This is a genomic window from Blastococcus colisei (assembly GCF_006717095.1).
Classification (GTDB): domain Bacteria; phylum Actinomycetota; class Actinomycetes; order Mycobacteriales; family Geodermatophilaceae; genus Blastococcus_B; species Blastococcus_B colisei.
Genome location: NZ_VFQE01000001.1, coordinates 2,733,000 through 2,751,879, shown reverse-complemented (window position 1 = coordinate 2,751,879; position 18,880 = coordinate 2,733,000). Strand labels below are relative to the sequence as shown.

Genomic DNA, 18,880 nt, shown 5'->3' with positions numbered 1-18,880 from the left:
TCCCAGGGCTGCGGGACCCCTGCGCCTAGCGTGGCGGGTGAGGTGATCAGTCATGAGTGAACGCAACGGAAGTACGTCGGTCGGCACGGGGACCGCCGAGATCCCGATCGTGCGGCCCGCCGGGCCGGCGGCTGCGGAGAGCGCGCCCCGGCAGCCCGCGGCCGAACCCGCTCCTGCGGGTCCTACGCAGGCCGCGCCCGAGAGCGACGCCGTGCCCGGCATGCAGCCGACGGCGCCGGTGACGGTCCGGCCCCGCCCCCGTATGCCGCGGCGCGGCCCGCTGACCGTGATGGGCCCGTGGGCTCCGGTCGCCGGTGGGCTGCTCGGCCTGGTGCTGGGCGCGATCGCCGTGCTGGTGCTCGCCGGCACGGCGGAGGGCTTCGAGGACCGGCTGGCCCTGGTGTTCGTGGTGCTGGGGCTCGGCATGCTCGGCAGCGCCGGCATCCTGCTGGCCGACGAGGTGCGGATGATGCGTCAGCGCGACCGGGACGCCGTCGTCCGGCCGGCCTGGGTCGAGGCCACCGCCGGCCTGCTCAACGGGTTGACGCCGGCCCGGCTGCTGCTCCTGTCCAGCGGGTTCGTGCTCTTCCTGGCGGCCTACGTCAGCCGGTGAGCCCGTGGGCTCGGGTCAGCCGTACGCCTCGACCGCGAGGTAGACGGCGAGCCCGAGCCCGGCCACGGCGATGACCCGCCGCAGCGCCGTCTCCGGAGCCCTCCGCACGACGCGCGGGCCGATCAGCGAGCCGAGGAACAGTCCGATCGCCAGCGGCAGCGCCGCTGACCAGACGATCGAGGCGAAGAGGACGAACCCGATGGCGGCGACGGTGTTGGCCACGCCCAGGACCACGTTGCGCATCGCGTTGCTGCGGGGGAGCCCCTCGCCGGTGGTGAGCAGGAACGTGGCGAGCATGAGGACCCCGGCCGCGGCGCCGAAGTAGCCGCCGTAGATCGAGATCGCGAAGATGGCGACCGGCAGCCACCACTGGTCGCGGTGCGGCCGCCCGGCGTGAGCGAGGGCGCCCTCCAGGGCGAGCTCCCGGGGGGACCGCTGGACCAGGATCGCGGCCGAGGCCGCGCCGATCAGAATGGGCACGATCTTCTCGAAGCCGCCCTCCGGCGTGAGCAGCAGGAGCAACGCTCCGGTGGCCCCACCCAGGAGCCCGGCGACCATCAGCGGCAGGAGACGCCGGCCCTGCCCCTTCAGCTCCGGGCGCGAGGCGCTCACCGAGCCGACGCCGACGACGACGAGGGCAGCGGTGTTGGTGACGTTGGCCGTCACCGGGGGGAGGCCCACGGCCAGCAACGCCGGGTAGCTGATCAGCGAGGCCAGCCCGGCGATGCTGCCGGTGAGGCCCGCGCCCACTCCGGCCAGGACGAGGAAGCCGAACTCCCAGACGCTCACCCGGTCACCAGCACCACGATGGCGACGATCCCGAGGACGACGATCGCCGTCCGCAGGACCGTCGACGGCAGGCGCCGGCCGTACCGGGAGCTGACCGCCCCGCCCACGAGCGAGCCCACGGCCAGCAGCCCGGCGGCCACCCAGTCGATGCGCTCGGTGGCGACGACGACGTAGGCGCCGGCGGCCACCGTGTTGACGGTGAGGGTGAGGACGTTCTTGAGCGCGTTCAGTCGCTGCAGCGGCTCGTGCAGCAGGAACCCGAAGATGCCGATCTGCAGGACGCCCTGGCTGGCGGCGAAGTAGCCGCCGTAGGCCCCGGTGACGTAGGCGCCGGCGAACAGCGCGGCGAGCCGCGGGCCGCGGACCGGGGGAGTGGTGCCGTCCGCCGCCCTCCTCAGCCGTCGCTGCAGCAGGGGCTGGCCGGCGACCAGGACGACGGCGAGCCCGATGAGCACCGGCACGACCGTCTCGAAGGCCTCGGCGGGCAGGTGCAGCAGCAGGAAGGCGCCGGTGAGCGCGCCGAGGATCGAGGCCGGAATCAGCCGCAGGAGCAGACGTCGCTGACCACGCAGTTCCCGCCGGTAGCCGATCGAACCGCTCAGGTTGCCCGCGACCAGCCCCAGGGAGTTGCTGATCGTGGCCGGGACAGGGGGCAGGCCGACGGCCAGCAGCACCGGGAAGCTCACGAGGGTGCCTGAGCCGACGACGGCGTTGATGCCACCTGCCGCGAACCCCGCCGCCGCGACGGCGACCATCTCCCACCCCGTCATGCGGACATCCCCAGGAGCCTGACACACCGGGGTGGTGCCGACCCCGGGTCGATGGTGTGATCGCTGCCATGCCCGAGCCGAGAGCCCGGCGGCCCGCGGTGACGCTGCTCCGGGCGCCGTTCGACTCCGGGCATCGCGGCACCCGCATGGGAGGCGGCCCGGAGGCCCTGGCGCGCGCCGGCGCGTCGGAACGGTTGCGGGCGCGGGGTCACCTGGTGACCGAGCTGGTCGTCGAGCCGTCGTCCTCCTGGGTGGCCGAAGTGGCCACGGCCTTCGAGCTCAACCAGGCAATCGCGGTCGCGGTCGCGGAGGCAGAGGAGGCCGGCCACGTGCCGCTGCTGCTGGCGGGCAACTGCAACGCAACGTTGGGCGTCCTGGCCGGGCTCGCCGACCCGGCACATCGGCAGGGTCTGGTGTGGCTGGATGCCCACGGGGACTTCAACACGCCGGAGGAGGACACCGGCGGCTTCCTCGACGGGCACGGCCTCGCGATCGCGGTCGGCCGCTGCTGGGCGGCCCTGGCGGCCACGATCCCCGGCTTCCGGCCGCTCCCGGAGTCGCACGTCCTCCTGATCGGGGCGCGCGACCTCAGCGAGGATCAGCGGGCCGTTCTGCTCCGCTCGGGAGTCACCTGGCTGCCCCCGGCGGAGGCGCGCGATCCCGCGACCCTGGTGGCGGCCCTGGAACAGCTGTCGGCGCGGGTCGACGTCGTCCATTTCCACGTCGACCTGGACGTGCACGATCCATCGATCGCGCCGGCCAACGGCTACGCCGCCCCCGACGGGCTCTCGGCGGCGGAGGTCCGCAGGGTTCTCCGGCTCACCGCCGCGCAGCTGCCGGTCGTGTCGGGCACCCTGGCGTCCTACGACCCCGCCTACGACGTCGAGCACCGGATGCGCGACACGGCACTGGACCTGCTCGACGACCTCGCTGCGGTGGCGACCCCGGCCGCTCCACGGGGGACTCAGGGGTGGGCTGCGACCCGAGCGAGCAGTTCGTCGTCGAGTGGTCGGTCGGCGTAGACGAGGCGGACCGCGTCGGGATCGGCGTTGCCGGCGTCCGGGCCCCGCCACACCAGCGACAGCCGGGAGCGCTCGGCCCGTCCCCGTGACTCGGCGTTGTGCTCGAGCAGGTAGGCGATCACCGGTCGGTCGGGGTCGGCCGCCCGTGCCGCGTCCAGGGCAGTCCGCACCAGTTCGGCGGCCAGACCGTGACCCCAGGCGGCCGGTGTGAAGCGGAAGTAGAGGTTCCACCATGACGTCCCAACGCGGAGCGCGCAGCCGCCGGTGCCGACCACGTTCCCCGCCCGCAGGGGGGTACCGGCCAGGTCGACGAGCAGCCGAGCGGTCCAGTAGCCCAGCCCGTCCCGCTGCCAGTGGCCGACAGAGTGCTCGATGCCCGCCATCGTCTGCGCAGGGTCGGTGTGCCGGCCCGAGGGGAGGTGCCGCCAGACATCCGGGTCGGACATCAGCGCGTGGTGCTCCTCCAGATCGCCGGGGACGACGGCGTCCAGGCGCAGTCGCGCGGTCGTGAGGTGGCGCAACTCCATGCTCAGTCCTTGCGGCCGGCGTCGACGACGCGGAGAACGGCCGTGCCCTCCTCGTCGGAGGCCTCCAGGTCCACCTCGACGTCGATGCCCCAGTCGTGGTCGCCGGCCGGGTCGTCCAGGATCTGGCGCACGCGCCAGAGGCCGGGCTCGTCCTTGTCGATGACCAGCAGCGCGGGGCCGCGGGCGTCGGCGCCGGTCTGCACCTCGTCGTGCTCGGCGAAGTACGCCCGCACGACCTCCTCCCACCGGTCGGCGTCCCAGCCCGAGCCGCTGTCCAGCTCGCCCAGGTCGTACCAGCGGCGCCGGGCGAACAGCTCCACCCGGCGGAACAGCGCGTTGCGGACCATCGCGGTGAACGCCCGCACGTTGCCGGTGAGCGGCCGGGGCCGGGCGGGCACGGCGACGGGCGCGTCCAGCGGCTGGTCGGGCGAGGTGAGCTGCTCCCACTCGTCCAGCAAGCTCGAGTCCACCTGGCGGACCAGCTCGCCGAGCCACTCGACGAGATCGGTGACCTCCTCGGTGCGCGCGGCGGCGGGCACGCCCGAGCGCAGCGCCTTGAACGCGTCGGAGAGGTAGCGCAGCACCGCCCCTTCGGAGCGGGTGAGCCCGTAGTTGGACACGTACTCGCGGAAGGTGAACGCCTGCTCCCACATCTCCCGGACGACGGACTTCGGCGACAGCAGCGCATCGGCGGCCCACGGGTTGGACTGCCGGTAGACCTCGTAGGCGTGGCCGAGCAGCTCCTCGAGCGGCTTGGGGTAGCTGATCTCCTCGAGCAGCTCCATCCGCTCGTCGTACTCGATGCCTTCGGCCTTCATCTGCGCGACGGCCTCGCCCTTGGCCTTGTTCAGCTGCGCCGCCAGGATCTGCCGCGGGTCGTCGAGCGTCGCCTCGATGACGCTCACGACGTCGAGCGCGTAGGTCTCGCTCTCCGGGTCGAGCAGGTCGATCGCCGCCAGCGCGAACGTCGACAGCGGCTGGTTGAGCGCGAAGTCCGGCGGCAGGTCCAGGGTCAGGTCGTAGCGCCGGCCGTCCGGCTCGGGCTCCGGCAGCCGCTCCAGGACGCCGGCCTGCAGCAGCGACCGCGCGACGCCGATCGCCTCGCGGATGTGCTGGAGCTGCTTCTTCCGCGGCTCGTGGTTGTCGGTGAGCAGCCGGCGCATGGCCGCGAACGGGTCACCGGGCCGGTCGACGACGTCCAGGATCATCGACGTCGACACCCGCATGTTGCTGGTCAGCGGCTCGGGCTCGGCCTCGATCAGCCGCTTCTGGGTCGCCTCGCTCCACGGCACCATGCCGTCGGGCACCTTCTTGCGCACCAGCTTGCGGCGCTTCTTCGGGTCGTCGGCCACCTTCGCGAACTGCTTGAGGTTCTCCACCTCGTGCTCGGGCGCCTGGACGACGACGGTGCCCGCGGTGTCGTAGCCCGCGCGCCCGGCCCGGCCGGCGATCTGGTGGAACTCTCGCGCGGTGAGCAGCCGGGTGCGGGTGCCGTCGTACTTCGACAGCGCGGAGAAGACGACGGTCCTGATGGGCACGTTGATGCCGACACCGAGCGTGTCCGTGCCGCAGATGACCTTCAGCAGGCCGGCCTGCGCGAGCTGCTCGATCAGCCGCCGGTACTTGGGCAGCATCCCGGCGTGGTGGACGCCGATGCCGTGGCGGACCAGCCGCGAGAGCGTCGTCCCGAAGGCGGAGGAGAACCGGAAGCCGCCGATCATGTCGGCGATCGCGGCCTTCTCCTCCTTGGTCGACACGTTGACGCTCATCAGCGCCTGCGCCCGCTCCAGCGCCGAGGCCTGGGTGAAGTGGACGACGTAGACCGGCGCCTGCTTCGTGTCCAGGAGGTCCTGGATCGTCTCGTGCATCGGCGTCGTCGCGTAGTAGTGGTGCAGCGGCACCGGGCGCTCGGCGTTGGCGACCAGCGCGGTGGGGCGGCCGGTGCGGCGGGTGAGGTCCTCGGTCAGCGTCGTGACGTCGCCGAGCGTGGCGCTCATCAGCAGGAACTGCGCCCTCGGCAGCTCCAGCAGCGGCACCTGCCAGGCCCAGCCGCGGTCGGGGTCGCCGTAGAAGTGGAACTCGTCCATGACCACGAGCCCGATGTCGGCGTCCGCCCCCTCCCGCAGCGCGATGTTCGCGAGCACCTCGGCGGTGCAGGCGATGATCGGGGCGCCGGCGTTGACGCTCGCGTCCCCGGTCAGCATGCCGACGTTCGCCGCCCCGAAGACACCGCAGAGAGCGAAGAACTTCTCGCTGACCAGCGCCTTGATCGGGGCGGTGTAGTAGCTGCGCCGTCCCGCCGCCAGGGCCGCGTACTGCGCGCCGGTCGCCACCAGCGACTTTCCCGAGCCGGTCGGCGTCGCGAGGACGACGTTCGCGCCGCTGACCAGCTCGATCAGCGCCTCCTCCTGCGCCGGGTACAGCGTCGTCCCGCTGCTCTCGGCCCAGTGCGCGAAGGAGGCGAACAGCTCGTCGGCGTCGTCCCCCTTCGCGCGCAGGGCGGAGAGGTCGGCGGCGTCGTCGAGCAGGGGAGGGGCGGTCAGTGAGGAGGACATCGTGGGCAACAGGGTGCCCGACGGCGGTTCGCTTCCCGCGCAGGTGTCGGGTTCCGCGTCGCGCCTCGCGGGTAGGCCGTCGGCGATCCGGTACCGCGACCCGCAGGAGCAGCACATGTCCGAGCCCCGCCCTGAGTCCCAGCCCGCGCAGAAGCAGGAGGTGCCGGGCGTCCTGGGCAAGATGGACCCGAAGCCCGACCACGGCGAGGAGAGCTACCGCGGTTCCGGGAAGCTCGCCGGCAAGGCGGCGGTGATCACCGGCGGCGACAGCGGGATCGGCCGCGCCGTTGCCATCGCCTTCGCCCGCGAGGGCGCCGACGTCCTGATCTCGTACCTCGACGAGCACGAGGACGCGAAGGACACCGCCAAGTACGTCGAGGAAGCCGGCCGCCGGTGCGTGCTCGTGCCCGGCGACATCTCCGACCGTGCGCACTGCAAGACGATCGTGCCGAAGGCGATCGAGGAGTTCGGGAAGATCGACATCCTGGTCAACAATGCGGCGTTCCAGATGAGCCACGACTCGCTGGAGGAGATCTCCGATGACGAGTGGGACCACACGCTCGCGACGAACCTGTCGGCGATGTTCACCCTGTGCAAGGACGCGATCCCGCACATGCAGTCGGGCGCCTCGATCATCAACTCGTCGTCGGTGAACTCCGACAACCCGAGCCCGAATCTCATCCACTACGCGATGACCAAGGCCGGCATCGCCAACTTCACCGCCAGCCTGGCGCAGATGTACGGCGAGAAGGGGATCCGGGCCAACAGCGTCGCGCCCGGGCCCATCTGGACGCCGCTGATCCCGGCCACGATGCCCGAGGAGAAGGTGGAGAGCTTCGGCGGCAACACCCCGCTGGGCCGCGCCGGTCAGCCGGCCGAACTGGCGCCGGTCTACGTGCTGCTCGCCAGCGACGAGGCGTCCTACGTGTCCGGCGCGCGGGTCGCCGTCACCGGCGGCCGCCCGATCCTCTGAGCCGCGCCCACGATCAGCTGACCTGATCGAAGTGGGTCCTCCCTCACCGTCGACCGTGCGGGAGGACCCCTGACGACCAGGTCAGCTGATCGTCGCGGCGAGGGCGGCGATGTCGGCCGGCCGGACGCGGCAGCAGCCACCGACCAGCCGAGCACCGGCGGCCACCCAGGTGGGGCCGACGTCCGGCGAGATGCCCGGGCTGCCCGTCCAGCGTCGCGCCTCGGCGTCCCAGGCCTCGCCGCTGTTCGGGTAGACGACGACGGGCTTCCCCGAGACGGCCGCCGCGCCGAGGGACGGCGGGACGGCGGCGGGCAGTGTGCAGTTGACGCCCACGGCGACGACGGCGTCCACGTCGGCGGCCATCGCGAAGACGTCGGCGGCGCGTTCGCCCCGCCGGGTGCGGGCGACGCCGGCGTCGTCCACGACCGTGGTGAGCGACAGCCAGATGGGCAGGCCCAGCGCGTCGGCCTCGGCGAGCAGCGCCTCCGCCTCGGCCGCGGCGGGCACCGTCTCGCAGGCCAGGACGTCGGCACCGGCCTCGGCGAGCAGCGTCATCCGGGGTCGGTGGAAGCCGCGGAGCGCGGCCACACCGACGGAGCCGACGTACGCGCCGGTGTACTCCGAGCCGTCGGCCAGCATCGCGCCGTACGGGCCGACCGACCCGGCCACCCAGCCCGCGCCCTGCCCCTCCCGCGCCAGCGCCACCGACGAGGCGATGAGCCGGCGGGCCTCGCCCGCGTCCACGCCGACGGCCGCGAAGCCGTCCACCGTCGCCTGGTAGCTCGCGGTCGTCGCGACCTGGGCGCCTGCCGCGGCGAAGGCCGCGTGTGCCGCCACGATCGCGGCCGGGTCGTCCCGGAGCAGCCGGGCCGACCACAGCGCGGAGCTCACGTCGTGCCCCCGGGCCTCGAGCTCGGTGGACAGCCCGCCGTCGAGGACCACCGGGCCCGCGGTCAGCGCGTCGGCGAAGGAGGGCATGCCGACGATCATCCCGCGGTCCTGGGAGCCCTATGGTGTTCATCTGGAGCAGTGGTCGGGGTCCGCGACGCCGCCGGCCGCGACGGGGGTACGGGCTACGGCGGGCACTACGCCGGCCACTACCGCGGCCGGTACGGGCGGCCGCCCCGCTTCGGGTACCGGGGTCGCGACGACAGCTGCCTGCGGAACCTGCTCTTCCTCAACACCGGCTGCTGCCTCGCCAACGCGGTCGGCTGCGGCATGGATTCGATGCTGCTGGCGCCGACGACGCTGCGGGAGGTCCGGCACAGCGGCACGGGGCAGCGAGGCACCCGCCCCGCAGACCGGCTGACCGCCGCCGTCCGCGGCTACCGACGGCAGATCAGCCCGACGCGCCCACCCTGCTGTCAGTTCTCGCCGAGCTGCACCGCCTACGCGGTCGAGGCGCGCGAACGGCACGGCGCCCGGCCGGATCCTGGCTCACCGTCCGCCGGCTGCTGCGCTGCCGCCCCGGCGCGGCGGGCGGCGCCGACCCGGTACCCGCCCGACCTCTGGGGAGGACGCCGGACGGGCCCGCCGGCGCCCCTGGGTGAGACTGTGCGCATGCCCGGCATCGACGACGCCTCCGGTGACCTCCCCGTCACCGGCTCGGTCGTCGTGCCCGCCGCCGCTCTGACGTGGCGGTTCTCCCGCTCGTCGGGGCCCGGGGGCCAGGGCGTCAACACCGCGGACTCCCGGGTCGAGCTCTCCGTCGCACCGCTGGGCCTCCCGGGGCTCAGCGACACCCAGCGGGCCCGGCTGGCCGCGCGTCTGAGCAACCGGCTCGTCGACGGCGTCCTCACCATCGCCGCCAGCGAGCACCGGCAGCAGTTGCGCAACCGGCAGGCGGCGCGGGACCGGCTGGCCGCGGTGCTGCGAGCCGCCCTCGCACCGCCCCCGCCCAGCCGGCGGCGCACCAAGCCCACCCGCGGATCCCAGGAGCGCCGGATCGAGGCGAAGAAGCAGCGCGGACAGCTCAAGAAGCAGCGCCGCTCCTGGGACTGACCGGGTCGCTACCGTGCCCGGCATGCCCGCCACCACGCTCCGCCACATCGCTCCGGTGTTCGTCACGACGGACCTCGACCGGGCGCTGCGGCACTACCGGCGTCTGGGATTCTCCGTCGAGGCCTACGCGGGGGCGGACTTCTACGGCTACGCCCGACGGGACGGCCTCGAGATCCACCTGGCCACGGTGGAACCGATCGATCGTGCGACGACGACGTCCTGCGCCTACGTCTGGGTGGACGACGCCGCCGCGCTCCACGAGGAGTGGTCCGCTGCGGGGGTGGAGGGCCGGCTGCACGCGCCGAGCCCCACGGAGTACGGGCTCGACGAAGGAGCCCACGTCGACCCGGACGGCAACCTGGTCCGTTTCGGCTCGCCGTCGTCCCGAGAGACACACGGGGACGCTCGCTAGCCCAGGGCGCCCACGCAGCCGGCGGAGCAGGTCGGCCAGAAACCTGTCAGCCGATGAAGCTCGGCTGAGGTTGCCGCACCAGCACCCACAGCGGGAGCTCGTCGTCCGTCGTCCGGCCGGTGAGCGTGACCTCGAAGCCGAACCCGCGCAGGAATCGCACGTTGGCCCAGGAATGGACGGCGGCCGCGGCCAGGACGCCGTCGGTGTCGCAGCGCACCAGGGCGGGCGCCAGCACGGCGGCGGCCAGCCCGCGGCGGCGCGAGCTGGGGCGCACGCCCAGGTGCCGCAGCCACCAGTGCGGCTGCTCCGGCCGCGCCGCGTCGACGAGGGCGGCGGTGTCGCGGACGGCGCCGATCCGGTGCGCGGAGAGGTACGGGAGCTCGTTCGCCAGAGCGGTCCGCACGTCGGACGGCAGGGGAGTGGTGCCCTGGGCACCCGGCGGCGGTTCCCAGACGGCCACGGCGTCGACGTCGTCGGTCACCCACGCCGTGCCGGTGCCCACCCCGCGGTGCCCGGCGTCGAGCTCGTGCAGGCGGGTCAGCCGCTGGATGCGGCCGTCATCGGGCAGCGCCCACCGCGCCCACCGGGAGGCGCCGAGGGCGATCGTGAGCGTGGCCGCGATGCAGGGGACGTCGCGCTGCTCGGCCCGCCGGACGTCGGGGCCCTCCTCGTCCGGGGAGTCGATCCGCCGGATGGTGGGCCCCTGGGTCACCCCGGCATTCGACCACGGCAGTCGACGCCGACGGGGGCCGCCCCGGGAAGGGCGGCCCCCGTGCTGGATCGGCCCACCAGGCCCCTGCTCAGACGTCGAAGCCGGCGCGGTCGACCTTGCGGTGGTACCGCTCACCGAGCTTGCCGCCGAGAACGGCGCCCAGCAGGGTCAGCAGCAGGACGGCGACCAGCGCGATGATGCCGCCGGTGGTCGCGGTGCCCTCGTCGATCGGGATGCGCGGCAGGTTGAGCTGCTGGAGCACGTTGTACTCCGAGCCGAACACCAGCCCCAGCACCGCCAGCGCGATGACCACGAGCAGCCCGATGACCCAGACGGCGATGCCCTGCCGGGCGCCGTCGAAGCGGGCCATCCGGCCGGCCACGTAGCCGCCGGCCAGGTAGGCCAGGAACAGGATCACCAGCAGCACGATGCCGCCGACGATGCCGATGGTGTCGGCTTCCTGGGCCGCCGCGTCGGGGGACGGGATGCCCTGGGTGAGGCCGATCGCGACGCCGGCCGCACTGAGCAGGGCGATCAGCAGCACGGCCAGGCCGTTGGCGGAAAGCCAGCCGAAGAAGGCGGCCCCCCACTTGATGCCGCCGTAGCGGGACCGCTGGGCGTCGACGGCGTCGCGGGCAGCGCCCTTCGTCGAGTGGGCGCCCTCATCGCGGGAGAACTCCGACATCAGGACCTCCGGACGTCGGGGTCGGCGTCGAGCTCGATCTGCTCCTTGCGGACCGCCTCGGTCACCGTCTGCTCCTCGGTGACCGTCTCGGTGTCCAGCCGCACGCGCTCGACGGGCACGGCTTCCTTGGCCACGACCGGACGCTCGGCGTGCAGGACGACCTCGTGCTCCTCCTCGGAGATGGCCGGGCCGTCCAGCGCGGTGCCGACGTCGGCGTCGGTGATCGGCTCGCGCTCGAGGACGACCTCCTCGTGCGAGACGGGCACGGTCCGGGTGACGTTCTCGGTGACCACGTACTTGCGCAGGCGGGCGCGTCCCGCCTCCACGCGCTGCGTGCCGACCTGCAGGTGCTCCTCGGAGCGGGTCATGGCGTCGTCGGTGGTCGGGCCGGAGGTGTCGTGGCCGACGGTGCCGTGGCCGACGGTGTCCTGGCCGGCCGTCCCGCGGGCGGTCGTGTCGGCGACCGGGGCGCTGCCCTCGTTCCCGATGCCGTAGTAGCGGTAGAGCTCGGTCTCCTCGGCGGGGGAGAGGTGGCCGTCGGTGCCGATGTGCGGGGCGTTCTTGACCGTGTCCTTGTCGTAGGGGACGCGGAGGTCCTCGCCGGTGAGGTCGGCCTGGGCCAGCGGGATGAAGGCCTCCTTGGTGCCGAACATCCCGGTGCGGATGGTGGCCCACTCGGGACGGCCGGTCTCGTCGTCGAGGTAGACCTCCCCGACCGTGCCGAGCTTGCCCTCGGGTCCGACGGCCGTACTGCCGATGACGGACTGCAGCTGCTGGTCGGTGATCATGCGCGCTCCTCGCGGACTCATGGCTGGGATGGCGGTGCGTTCCTCGGGGTACGTGCTCCGCCGAGGCTCGTTCCAGCGGTGCCCGTCGATATACGACGTAAACGGCTCGCTCCGGGTTTAGGAGCCCGCGTCCCCGCGCTGGGGCGTCCGGCCCTCGCGCAGCACCACCTCGAGGCGCTCCAGCAGGTTCTCCAGCGCCTCCTCGAACTCGGCCGCGGACTCGTCCAGCGACAGCAGCGACTCCAGCCGGACGACGGTGGGGTACTCGCTGAGGTCCGTCGTCGCGGCCGCCTGCCGTACCCCCTCCGGCTGGTCCCTGGGGCTGATGCTGACCCCCTTCTGGGACACCTCCAGGAGCAGGTGGCCGAGCAGGAAACTGGAGTAGGCGCGGTAGGCGGCGACGGCGGACTCCTCGCTGAACCCGCTGTCGATCAGGGTGTCGAGGAAGGACTCCACCCAGCGCAGGCTGCGCAGCGGAGGCCGCACCCAGGGCGCGGCCGGCGGGCGGGTCGCCACCAGCGGGAACACCTCGGGGTGTGCCAGCGCGATGCGCCGCACCCCGTGCGCCAGCCGCTGCAGGTAGTCCTGCCAGCCGTGCGAGGCGGCCAGGTGCACGTCCGGATCGCCGTAGAGCTCGTCGATCACCGACTCGACCACGCCGTCGAGCAGCTGCTCCCGTCCGGGTACGTAGCGGTACAGCGCCATGGCCTCGACCCCGAGACGGGAGCCGAGGCGCCGCATGGTCAGCGCGTCGAGTCCCTCCTCGTCGATGAACTCGATCGCCGCTCCGAGCACCCGCCGCCGGTCCAGGCCGCTGCGGCCGCTGCCCGGACGAGCGGCCGGGAGAACGCCGGCAGCGCCGCCCCGGCCCTCAGGGGAGTCGGGGTCGGTGCCGTCGTCCGGCGTCTGGTCCGGCCCGGTCATGCGCACCTCCGCTTCTGCTCCGCTCCGCCGACCATCCTGCGCCGGTGCGCGCCGCACAGTGTCGGGCGGCCCCTGGTGAGGTCCTCGGAACCCAGCGTTGACGCCGGTGTCCACAGGGGGAAACGACGACCACCGACTCTCGGTTGCGTGCCCGCCGCCGTCTCGCCCGAGTTCCCGGCCCGCTCTGCCGGGACGACGCAGACGACGCTGACGCACTGCCCGTACTGCTCCCTGCAGTGCGGCATGGACGTGACCGCCGGCGACCGGCCCGCAACCCTCGTCCCGGCCGACTTCCCGACCAACAAGGGCGGGCTGTGCTCGAAGGGCTGGTCGTCCACCGAGCTGCTCGACCACCCCGAGCGGCTGCTCCGCCCGCTGGTCCGCGCGACGCCGGGCGACCGCACCAGCCCGCTTGTCGAGACCACCTGGGACGACGCCCTCGGCCGGCTGGTCGCGGCGATCGAGCGCACCCAGGACCGGTACGGCCGCGACGCCGTCGGCTGCTTCGGCGGCGGATCACTGACCAACGAGCAGGCCTACCAGTTCGGCAAGTTCGCCCGGGTGGCGCTGCGCACCAGCGCGATCGACTACAACGGCCGCTTCTGCATGTCGTCGGCCGCGGGCGCGGCGAATCGCGCCTTCGGCCTCGACCGCGGCATGCCGTTCCCGCTGAGCGACATCGCCGAGGCGGACGTCGTCGTCCTGGTCGGCAGCAACCCGGCCGACACCATGCCGCCGGCGATGCAGTACTTCGACGCCGGCCGCGAGCGCGGCGCGCAGCACGTCGTGGTCGATCCCCGGCGCACCGCGACCGCCCGTCATGCCGCATTGCACCTGCAGCCGCTGCCCGGCACCGACCTGGCCCTGGCCAACGGTCTGCTGCACATCGCGCTGGCGGAAGGGCTCGTCGACGAGGCCTACATCGCCGAGCGGACGACGGGCTTCGGCGACGTCCGCGCCGGGGTGGCCGCCTACTGGCCCGACCGGGTCGAGCGGATCACCGGCGTGCCGGTCGCCGACCAGCGGCGGACCGTCTTCGCCGTCGCCCGCGCGGAGAAGGCGATCGTGCTGACCGCCCGCGGCGCGGAGCAGCACCGCACCGGCACGGACACCGCCCAGGCGTGGATCAACCTGGCGCTCGCGCTCGGGCTGCCTGGCCGCCCGGGCAGTGGCTGGGGCACGGTCACCGGCCAGGGCAACGGCCAGGGCGGCCGCGAGCACGGGCAGAAGGCCGACCAGCTGCCCGGCTACCGGTCGCTCTCGGACCCGGCGGCCCGAGCCCACGTCGCCCGCGTGTGGGGCGTCGACCCCGACGACCTGCCGATGCCGGGGAAGAGCGCCTTCGAGCTGCTGGACGCCCTCGGCACGGACGGCGGTGTCAGGACGTTTCTCGTCCTCGCCAGCAACGTCGCGGTCAGCGCGCCTGACGCCCGGCGCGTCATCAGCCGGCTGGGCGACCTGGACTTCCTCGCCGTCAGCGACTTCTTCCTCTCCGAGACCGCCGAGCTCGCCGACGTCGTCCTGCCGAGCGCCATGTGGGCGGAGGAGGAGGGGACGACGACCAACGTCGAGGGCCGGGTCATCCGGCGGCGGAAGGCGCTCGAGCCGCCGTCCGGCGTTCCCGACGACCTGCAGCTGCTGGCGACGCTGGCCGAGCGGCTCGGAGCGGGCCGGTACTTCAGCGGCGACCCGGAGACGGTGTTCGACGAGTTGCGCCGGGCCAGCGCCGGGGGAGCGGCCGACTACTCGGGTATCAGCTACCGGCGCATCGACGACGAACAGGGTGTCTTCTGGCCGTGCCCGGCTGACAGCCACCCCGGCACGCCGCGGCTGTTCACCGAGCGGTTCGCCACCCCCGACGGCCGGGCCCGATTCGTCCGGGTCGAGCACGTGGACGCCCACGAGCGGCCGGACGCCGACTACCCGTACGTGCTCACCACCGGCCGGGTGCTCGCCCAGTACCAGTCCGGGACGCAGACCCGCCGAACCCGCAGCCTGCAGATGGTGGCCCCCACTCCGCGTGCGGAGCTGCACCCCGACCTGGCCCGGCGGCTGGGCATCGGCCCGGACGACGTCGTCGAGCTGACCACCCGCCGCGGCCGGGCCTGCTTCCACGCGCTGATCACCGACGCCGTCCGCCCCGACACCGTCTTCGCGCCCTTCCACTGGGGCGGCGGCTCCAGCGCCAACGCGCTCACCGACGCCGACTCCCTCGATCCGATCTCGAAGATGCCCGCCTTCAAGGTCTGCGCGGTCGACGTCGCCCGCGTCGACGGTCCCGCCGAGCTCATCGCCCCACCGCCGGCCGCCGCCCAGCCGCAGCCCCGCGGCCACCGGCAGCCGACCGTCCCCGAACCGCGACACCCCACCCGGAAGAGGAGCACCCGCGTGAAGAGCACCCCCCGCTTCCTGCAAGGCGTCTTTCCGATCACCGGCGAGGGGCTGAGCAAGCCCGGGCCGATCGACGCCTCGCTGAGGTACACCGTCCCGAACGGGCAGTCCGCGCAGGCGCTGTACTTCCGCGGGGGCAACTCGACCGCCGAGCTGGTCTACGTGCTCCTGGTGCGCGACGGGGAGCCGATGCGCTGGTTCCCCATCGGCGCGAAGGGTGACGTGCACGTCCCGCTGCGGGTGGTCGAGGACCTCGCCGGCGGCACCGTCGTCGAGCTGCACGCCGCCGCGTCCGAGGGCGTCACCGGCGAGCTCGTGGTCGACCTCGGGCTGGTGGAGGTCTGATGACAGCGATCCTCGGAGGGCGCCCAGGGGGCGTCACGTCCCTGCAGGTGGACGACGAGCTGGAGACCCGCAGCCGCCTGGTCGTCGTGGGCAACGGCATGGCCGGCGCCCGCTTCGTCGAGGAGGTGCTCGAGCGCGGCGGCGGGGAGCAGTTCCGGATCACGGTCTTCGGCGACGAGCCGCACGGCAACTACAACCGCATCATGCTGTCCCCGGTCCTGGCCGGGGAGGAGCACGAGGACGACATCGTCCTGAACAGCCACGACTGGTACGCCGACAACGGCGTCGTCCTGCGGGCCGGGACGCGGATCGAGCGGATCGACACCGCCGCCAAGCTCGTCCACGCCGACGACGGCACGACGACGCCCTACGACCACCTCGTCCTCGCCACGGGCAGCTACTCCTTCATCCCGCCGATGACGGGCGTGCGTGCCGACGACGGCGAGTTGCTGCCCGGCGTCCACGGCTTCCGCACCATCGACGAGACCCGGGCCATGCTCGCGGCCACCGGGTCGTGCACCCGCGCCGTCGTCATGGGCGGTGGGCTGCTCGGGCTGGAGGCCGCTCGGGCGCTGCAGAGCCACGGCCTGCACGTCGAACTCGTGCACGCCGCCCCGTACCTGATGAACATGCAGCTCGACGCCGAGGCCGGGGCGATCCTCGAGCGCAGCGTCGAAGCCCTGGGGATCGCCGTCCACCTCGACGTCTTCGCCACCGAGGTCATCGGCGGCGACCGGGTGCGGGCTGTGGGGCTGGCCGACGGCCGGCAGATCGAGGCAGACCTGCTCGTCGTCGCCGCCGGGGTCCGGCCCAACACCGACATCGGCGTGCGCTCGGGGCTCGAGGTCGAACGAGGCATCGTCGTCGACGACCAGCTGCGTACCGACGACCCCGACGTCTACGCCATCGGCGAGTGCGCCCAGCACCGCGGCGAGGTCTACGGCCTTGTCGCACCGGCGTGGGAGCACGCCAAGGTGCTGGCCGACGTCCTGACCGGGACCGACCCAGACGCCGAATACCACGGCAGCCGGACGGCGACGAAGCTCAAGGTCGCCGGCGTCGACGTCGCGGTCATGGGCATCAACACCCCGGAGCGGGACGAGGACGAGCTCCTGGTCATCTCCGAGCCCAAGCGCGGGGTGCACCTGTCGGTGGTCATCCGCGACGACAAGCTGGTCGGCGCCACCCTGCTCGGCGACACCCGCAAGGTGGCCTTCCTGACCCAGGCCTTCGACCGCGGGACACCGCTGCCGGAGGAGCGGATCACGCTGCTGGTCCACCTCTCCGACGGGGCGGAGGAGGTCGGTGTGGCCGACATGCCCGCCGACTCCCAGGTCTGCAACTGCAACGGGGTGTCGAAGGGCGACATCTGCGGCGCGGTCAGCGGAGGTTGCGGCAGCGTCGGCGAGGTCATGGAGCGCACCCGCGCCGGCAAGGGCTGCGGGTCGTGCACGTCCCTCGTCAAGCGGATCGTCGAGTGGGCAGCCGACGGCGACCTCGCCGAGGACCCGGCGGCGTCCTGGTACGTGCCGGGCATCCCGATGGCCAAGCCCGCGCTCATGGCCGCCATCCGGGAGCGGGACCTGCGCAGCGTCTCCGCCGTCTTCGCCGCGCTCGCCCCGGGCGGGAAGGACGACGCGAAGTCGAAGATGGGCCTGACGTCGCTGCTGAAGATGATCTGGGGCACCGACCACCTGCCGGAGAAGGACGGCGAGTTCATCAACGACCGCGTGCACGGCAACATCCAGCGTGACGGCACCTTCTCCGTCGTCCCGCAGATGAAGGGCGGCGTCACCACCCCGGCTCAGCTGCGGAGGATCGCCGACGTTGCCGAGAAGTACGAGGTCCCGATGGTCAAGGTGACCGGCGGCCAGCGGATCGACCTGCTCGGCGTCCGCAAGGAGGACCTGCCGGCCATGTGGGACGACCTCGGCATGCCGTCGGGGTACGCATACGGCAAGAGTTTCCGCACCGTGAAGACCTGCGTGGGCAGCGACTTCTGCCGCTTCGGGCTCGACGACTCCACCCAGCTCGGCATCGACCTCGAGACCCGGTTCCAGGGCATCGAGAGCCCGGCGAAGATCAAGATGGCCGTCGTGGGCTGTCCCCGGAACTGTGCCGAGGCCTACGTGAAGGACGTCGGCGTCGTCGCCGTGGGCAGCGGCCGGTGGGAGGTCTACATCGGCGGCGCGGCCGGGGCGTCGGTCCGCCAGGGGGACCTGCTCGCGACGGTCGACTCCCCCCAGGCGGTGATCACGCTGGCCGGGAGGTTCCTGCAGTACTACCGCGAGAACGCCAACTGGCTGGAGCGCACCTACGACTTCGTGCCCCGCATCGGGCTCGAGAAGATCAAAGCCGTGCTGCTGGAGGACAGCGAGAGCATCGTCGCCGACCTCGACGCCGGGATCCAGAGGTCGATCGACGCCTACGTCGACCCCTGGGGACAGGACGGCAGGCGGCCGGCGACGCCCGGCCAGTTCCGCCCGTCCCTGCCCCTGATCCCGCTCCCGAAGGTGCCCGTCCGATGAGCCTGACCGACATCCGGATCACGGCCGAGCACGCCCTCGGACGGGTCGAGGAGATCCCTCCGGGGGAGGGACGGACCTTCGTCGTCGGCGGCGAGCAGGTCGCGGTCTTCCGGCTGCGCGACGGATCGCTGCACGCCACCCAGGCGGCCTGCCCGCACGCCGGCGGACCGCTCGCCGACGGGCAGACCGACGTGGACGTCCTGGTCTGCCCGCTACACCTCTACGCCTACCGGTGGTCCGACGGCTCGTCGACCAGCGGGGCTGCGCCCATCCGGCTGTTCCCGGTCCGCGAGGTGGACGGGGAGGTCGTCGTCGAGGTGTGAGTCGTCACGGCGCCGGGACGACGACGCTCGCCTCCATCGGCCCGCCGCACTCCTCCGAACCGCCGACGCGGCGCCAGTCCAGATCGGCGTCGGCCCGCGCCAGCTCGGTCCCGTCGGCGGCGAGGACGGTGACGACGGGGTCGGGGGTCGACATGACGTAGCTGACGGTCACAGACGAACCGGCGAGCGGTCCGGTCGCCTGCTCCGGCTCCGCCGGCGAGGCCTCCGCCATCACGTCCTGCATGCACGTGGGGCGGCACTCGATCGTCACGCCGCCCGGCACCTCGGGCCAGTCCTCGGCGAACTCCACGATCAGCGCGCTGCCCCAGCCGATGGCTGGGCAGACCGTCTGCATGCCTCCGGTGCAGGCGGCGAGGGCCAGCGCGCCGGCCATGACGCACGCGCCACCGGCGATCCACGCGGGGCTCGGGTCGTCGTCCATGCCTCTTCCACGCCCTGGACGTCGTCCTACACCGACACCTCGGGGACTACCCGCGCGAAAGTCCCCGTGGGGTCACTCAG

The 18,880-nt window shown here is 73.1% G+C and carries 18 protein-coding genes; 8 read left to right on the top strand and 10 right to left on the bottom strand.

The genetic code is table 11. The features are described from left to right. Positions 1 to 52 precede the first annotated feature (52 nt). Positions 53 to 613, top strand: coding sequence for a hypothetical protein (locus FHU33_RS13110; protein WP_142025745.1), 561 nt, complete (start codon positions 53 to 55; stop codon positions 611 to 613). Positions 614 to 628: 15 nt separating this feature from the next. Here the strand turns inward: FHU33_RS13110 and FHU33_RS13105 are convergent, their stop codons facing one another. After that, entirely contained in the window at positions 629 to 1,402 is a 774-nt protein-coding gene (locus FHU33_RS13105) for a sulfite exporter TauE/SafE family protein (RefSeq protein ID WP_142025744.1), read from the bottom strand. Then, complete coding sequence (locus FHU33_RS13100) at positions 1,399 to 2,172, bottom strand: sulfite exporter TauE/SafE family protein (RefSeq protein ID WP_142025743.1); 774 nt, start codon at positions 2,170 to 2,172, stop codon at positions 1,399 to 1,401. Before FHU33_RS13100 ends, FHU33_RS13105 begins: the two co-directional genes overlap by 4 nt. Before the next feature lie 68 nt (positions 2,173 to 2,240). Here FHU33_RS13100 and FHU33_RS13095 point away from each other — a divergent pair, with 68 nt between their 5' ends. Continuing rightward, a complete protein-coding gene (locus FHU33_RS13095) occupies positions 2,241 to 3,194 on the top strand; it encodes an arginase family protein (protein ID WP_142025742.1) in 954 nt (317 codons plus the stop codon). On the opposite strand, the gene FHU33_RS13090 is transcribed toward FHU33_RS13095, so the two are convergent. Further along, complete coding sequence (locus tag FHU33_RS13090) at positions 3,137 to 3,721, bottom strand: GNAT family N-acetyltransferase (RefSeq protein WP_142025741.1); 585 nt, start codon at positions 3,719 to 3,721, stop codon at positions 3,137 to 3,139. The two genes, FHU33_RS13095 and FHU33_RS13090, sit on opposite strands and share 58 nt — an antisense overlap. Before the next feature lie 2 nt (positions 3,722 to 3,723). Next, positions 3,724 to 6,276, bottom strand: coding sequence for a DEAD/DEAH box helicase (locus FHU33_RS13085; RefSeq protein WP_142025740.1), 2,553 nt, complete (start codon positions 6,274 to 6,276; stop codon positions 3,724 to 3,726). A 115-nt stretch (positions 6,277 to 6,391) separates the two neighbouring features. On the opposite strand from FHU33_RS13085, the gene FHU33_RS13080 reads away from it, so the two are divergent. Next, entirely contained in the window at positions 6,392 to 7,249 is an 858-nt protein-coding gene (locus tag FHU33_RS13080; protein WP_142025739.1) for an SDR family oxidoreductase, read from the top strand. Between the two features lie 81 nt (positions 7,250 to 7,330). On the opposite strand, the gene mmuM is transcribed toward FHU33_RS13080, so the two are convergent. Further along, positions 7,331 to 8,239, bottom strand: a complete 909-nt coding sequence (gene mmuM / locus FHU33_RS13075; protein ID WP_142025738.1) for a homocysteine S-methyltransferase — start codon at positions 8,237 to 8,239, stop codon at positions 7,331 to 7,333. Between the two features lie 39 nt (positions 8,240 to 8,278). Here mmuM and arfB point away from each other — a divergent pair, with 39 nt between their 5' ends. After that, positions 8,279 to 9,250 carry an alternative ribosome rescue aminoacyl-tRNA hydrolase ArfB gene (arfB, locus tag FHU33_RS26390; RefSeq protein ID WP_342778651.1) on the top strand — a complete coding sequence of 324 codons (972 nt, stop codon included), beginning with the start codon at positions 8,279 to 8,281 and terminating at the stop codon, positions 9,248 to 9,250. Between the two features lie 22 nt (positions 9,251 to 9,272). Next, on the top strand, positions 9,273 to 9,662 hold the full coding sequence (locus tag FHU33_RS13060; RefSeq protein WP_142025735.1) for a bleomycin resistance protein: 390 nt from the start codon (positions 9,273 to 9,275) through the stop codon (positions 9,660 to 9,662). Between the two features lie 46 nt (positions 9,663 to 9,708). Here the strand turns inward: FHU33_RS13060 and FHU33_RS13055 are convergent, their stop codons facing one another. The 4 genes from FHU33_RS13055 to FHU33_RS13040 form a co-directional block, all read right to left on the bottom strand. Next, a complete protein-coding gene (locus FHU33_RS13055; protein WP_142025734.1) occupies positions 9,709 to 10,374 on the bottom strand; it encodes a GNAT family N-acetyltransferase in 666 nt (221 codons plus the stop codon). Between the two features lie 88 nt (positions 10,375 to 10,462). Then, a complete protein-coding gene (locus FHU33_RS13050) occupies positions 10,463 to 11,059 on the bottom strand; it encodes a M48 family metalloprotease (protein WP_142025733.1) in 597 nt (198 codons plus the stop codon). Beyond that, the gene (locus FHU33_RS13045; RefSeq protein WP_142025732.1) at positions 11,059 to 11,847 is read right to left on the bottom strand and encodes a DUF2382 domain-containing protein; all 789 of its coding nucleotides are present in this window, start codon (positions 11,845 to 11,847) and stop codon (positions 11,059 to 11,061) included. Before FHU33_RS13045 ends, FHU33_RS13050 begins: the two co-directional genes overlap by 1 nt. Positions 11,848 to 11,964: 117 nt before the next feature. Beyond that, the gene (locus tag FHU33_RS13040) at positions 11,965 to 12,771 is read right to left on the bottom strand and encodes a TetR/AcrR family transcriptional regulator C-terminal domain-containing protein (RefSeq protein ID WP_142025731.1); all 807 of its coding nucleotides are present in this window, start codon (positions 12,769 to 12,771) and stop codon (positions 11,965 to 11,967) included. 147 nt (positions 12,772 to 12,918) lie between these two features. On the opposite strand from FHU33_RS13040, the gene FHU33_RS13035 reads away from it, so the two are divergent. Genes FHU33_RS13035 through FHU33_RS13025 form a run of 3 tightly spaced genes read left to right on the top strand, consistent with a single transcriptional unit; the run spans position 12,919 to position 18,358 of the window. Beyond that, positions 12,919 to 15,507 carry a molybdopterin oxidoreductase family protein gene (locus tag FHU33_RS13035; RefSeq protein ID WP_246063581.1) on the top strand — a complete coding sequence of 863 codons (2,589 nt, stop codon included), beginning with the start codon at positions 12,919 to 12,921 and terminating at the stop codon, positions 15,505 to 15,507. After that, a complete protein-coding gene (gene nirB / locus FHU33_RS13030) occupies positions 15,507 to 18,035 on the top strand; it encodes a nitrite reductase large subunit NirB (protein ID WP_142025730.1) in 2,529 nt (842 codons plus the stop codon). The genes FHU33_RS13035 and nirB overlap by 1 nt, the downstream gene beginning before the upstream one ends. Further along, positions 18,032 to 18,358 carry a Rieske (2Fe-2S) protein gene (locus tag FHU33_RS13025; protein ID WP_142025729.1) on the top strand — a complete coding sequence of 109 codons (327 nt, stop codon included), beginning with the start codon at positions 18,032 to 18,034 and terminating at the stop codon, positions 18,356 to 18,358. The genes nirB and FHU33_RS13025 overlap by 4 nt, the downstream gene beginning before the upstream one ends. 4 nt (positions 18,359 to 18,362) lie before the next feature. On the opposite strand, the gene FHU33_RS13020 is transcribed toward FHU33_RS13025, so the two are convergent. After that, positions 18,363 to 18,800, bottom strand: coding sequence for a hypothetical protein (locus tag FHU33_RS13020; RefSeq protein ID WP_142025728.1), 438 nt, complete (start codon positions 18,798 to 18,800; stop codon positions 18,363 to 18,365). Positions 18,801 to 18,880: the final 80 nt, after the last annotated feature.

Coding starts and splice junctions, on each gene's coding strand:
- mmuM (WP_142025738.1), bottom strand. CDS start 8,239: ATGATCGTCGGCATGCCCTCCTTCGCCGACGCGCTGACCGCGGGCCCG.
- FHU33_RS13050 (WP_142025733.1), bottom strand. CDS start 11,059: ATGTCGGAGTTCTCCCGCGATGAGGGCGCCCACTCGACGAAGGGCGCT.
- FHU33_RS13110 (WP_142025745.1), top strand. CDS start 53: ATGAGTGAACGCAACGGAAGTACGTCGGTCGGCACGGGGACCGCCGAG.
- FHU33_RS13060 (WP_142025735.1), top strand. CDS start 9,273: ATGCCCGCCACCACGCTCCGCCACATCGCTCCGGTGTTCGTCACGACG.
- nirB (WP_142025730.1), top strand. CDS start 15,507: ATGACAGCGATCCTCGGAGGGCGCCCAGGGGGCGTCACGTCCCTGCAG.
- FHU33_RS13040 (WP_142025731.1), bottom strand. CDS start 12,771: ATGACCGGGCCGGACCAGACGCCGGACGACGGCACCGACCCCGACTCC.
- FHU33_RS13095 (WP_142025742.1), top strand. CDS start 2,241: ATGCCCGAGCCGAGAGCCCGGCGGCCCGCGGTGACGCTGCTCCGGGCG.
- FHU33_RS13085 (WP_142025740.1), bottom strand. CDS start 6,276: ATGTCCTCCTCACTGACCGCCCCTCCCCTGCTCGACGACGCCGCCGAC.
- FHU33_RS13080 (WP_142025739.1), top strand. CDS start 6,392: ATGTCCGAGCCCCGCCCTGAGTCCCAGCCCGCGCAGAAGCAGGAGGTG.
- FHU33_RS13045 (WP_142025732.1), bottom strand. CDS start 11,847: ATGATCACCGACCAGCAGCTGCAGTCCGTCATCGGCAGTACGGCCGTC.
- FHU33_RS13100 (WP_142025743.1), bottom strand. CDS start 2,172: ATGACGGGGTGGGAGATGGTCGCCGTCGCGGCGGCGGGGTTCGCGGCA.
- FHU33_RS13025 (WP_142025729.1), top strand. CDS start 18,032: ATGAGCCTGACCGACATCCGGATCACGGCCGAGCACGCCCTCGGACGG.
- FHU33_RS13020 (WP_142025728.1), bottom strand. CDS start 18,800: ATGGACGACGACCCGAGCCCCGCGTGGATCGCCGGTGGCGCGTGCGTC.
- FHU33_RS13090 (WP_142025741.1), bottom strand. CDS start 3,721: ATGGAGTTGCGCCACCTCACGACCGCGCGACTGCGCCTGGACGCCGTC.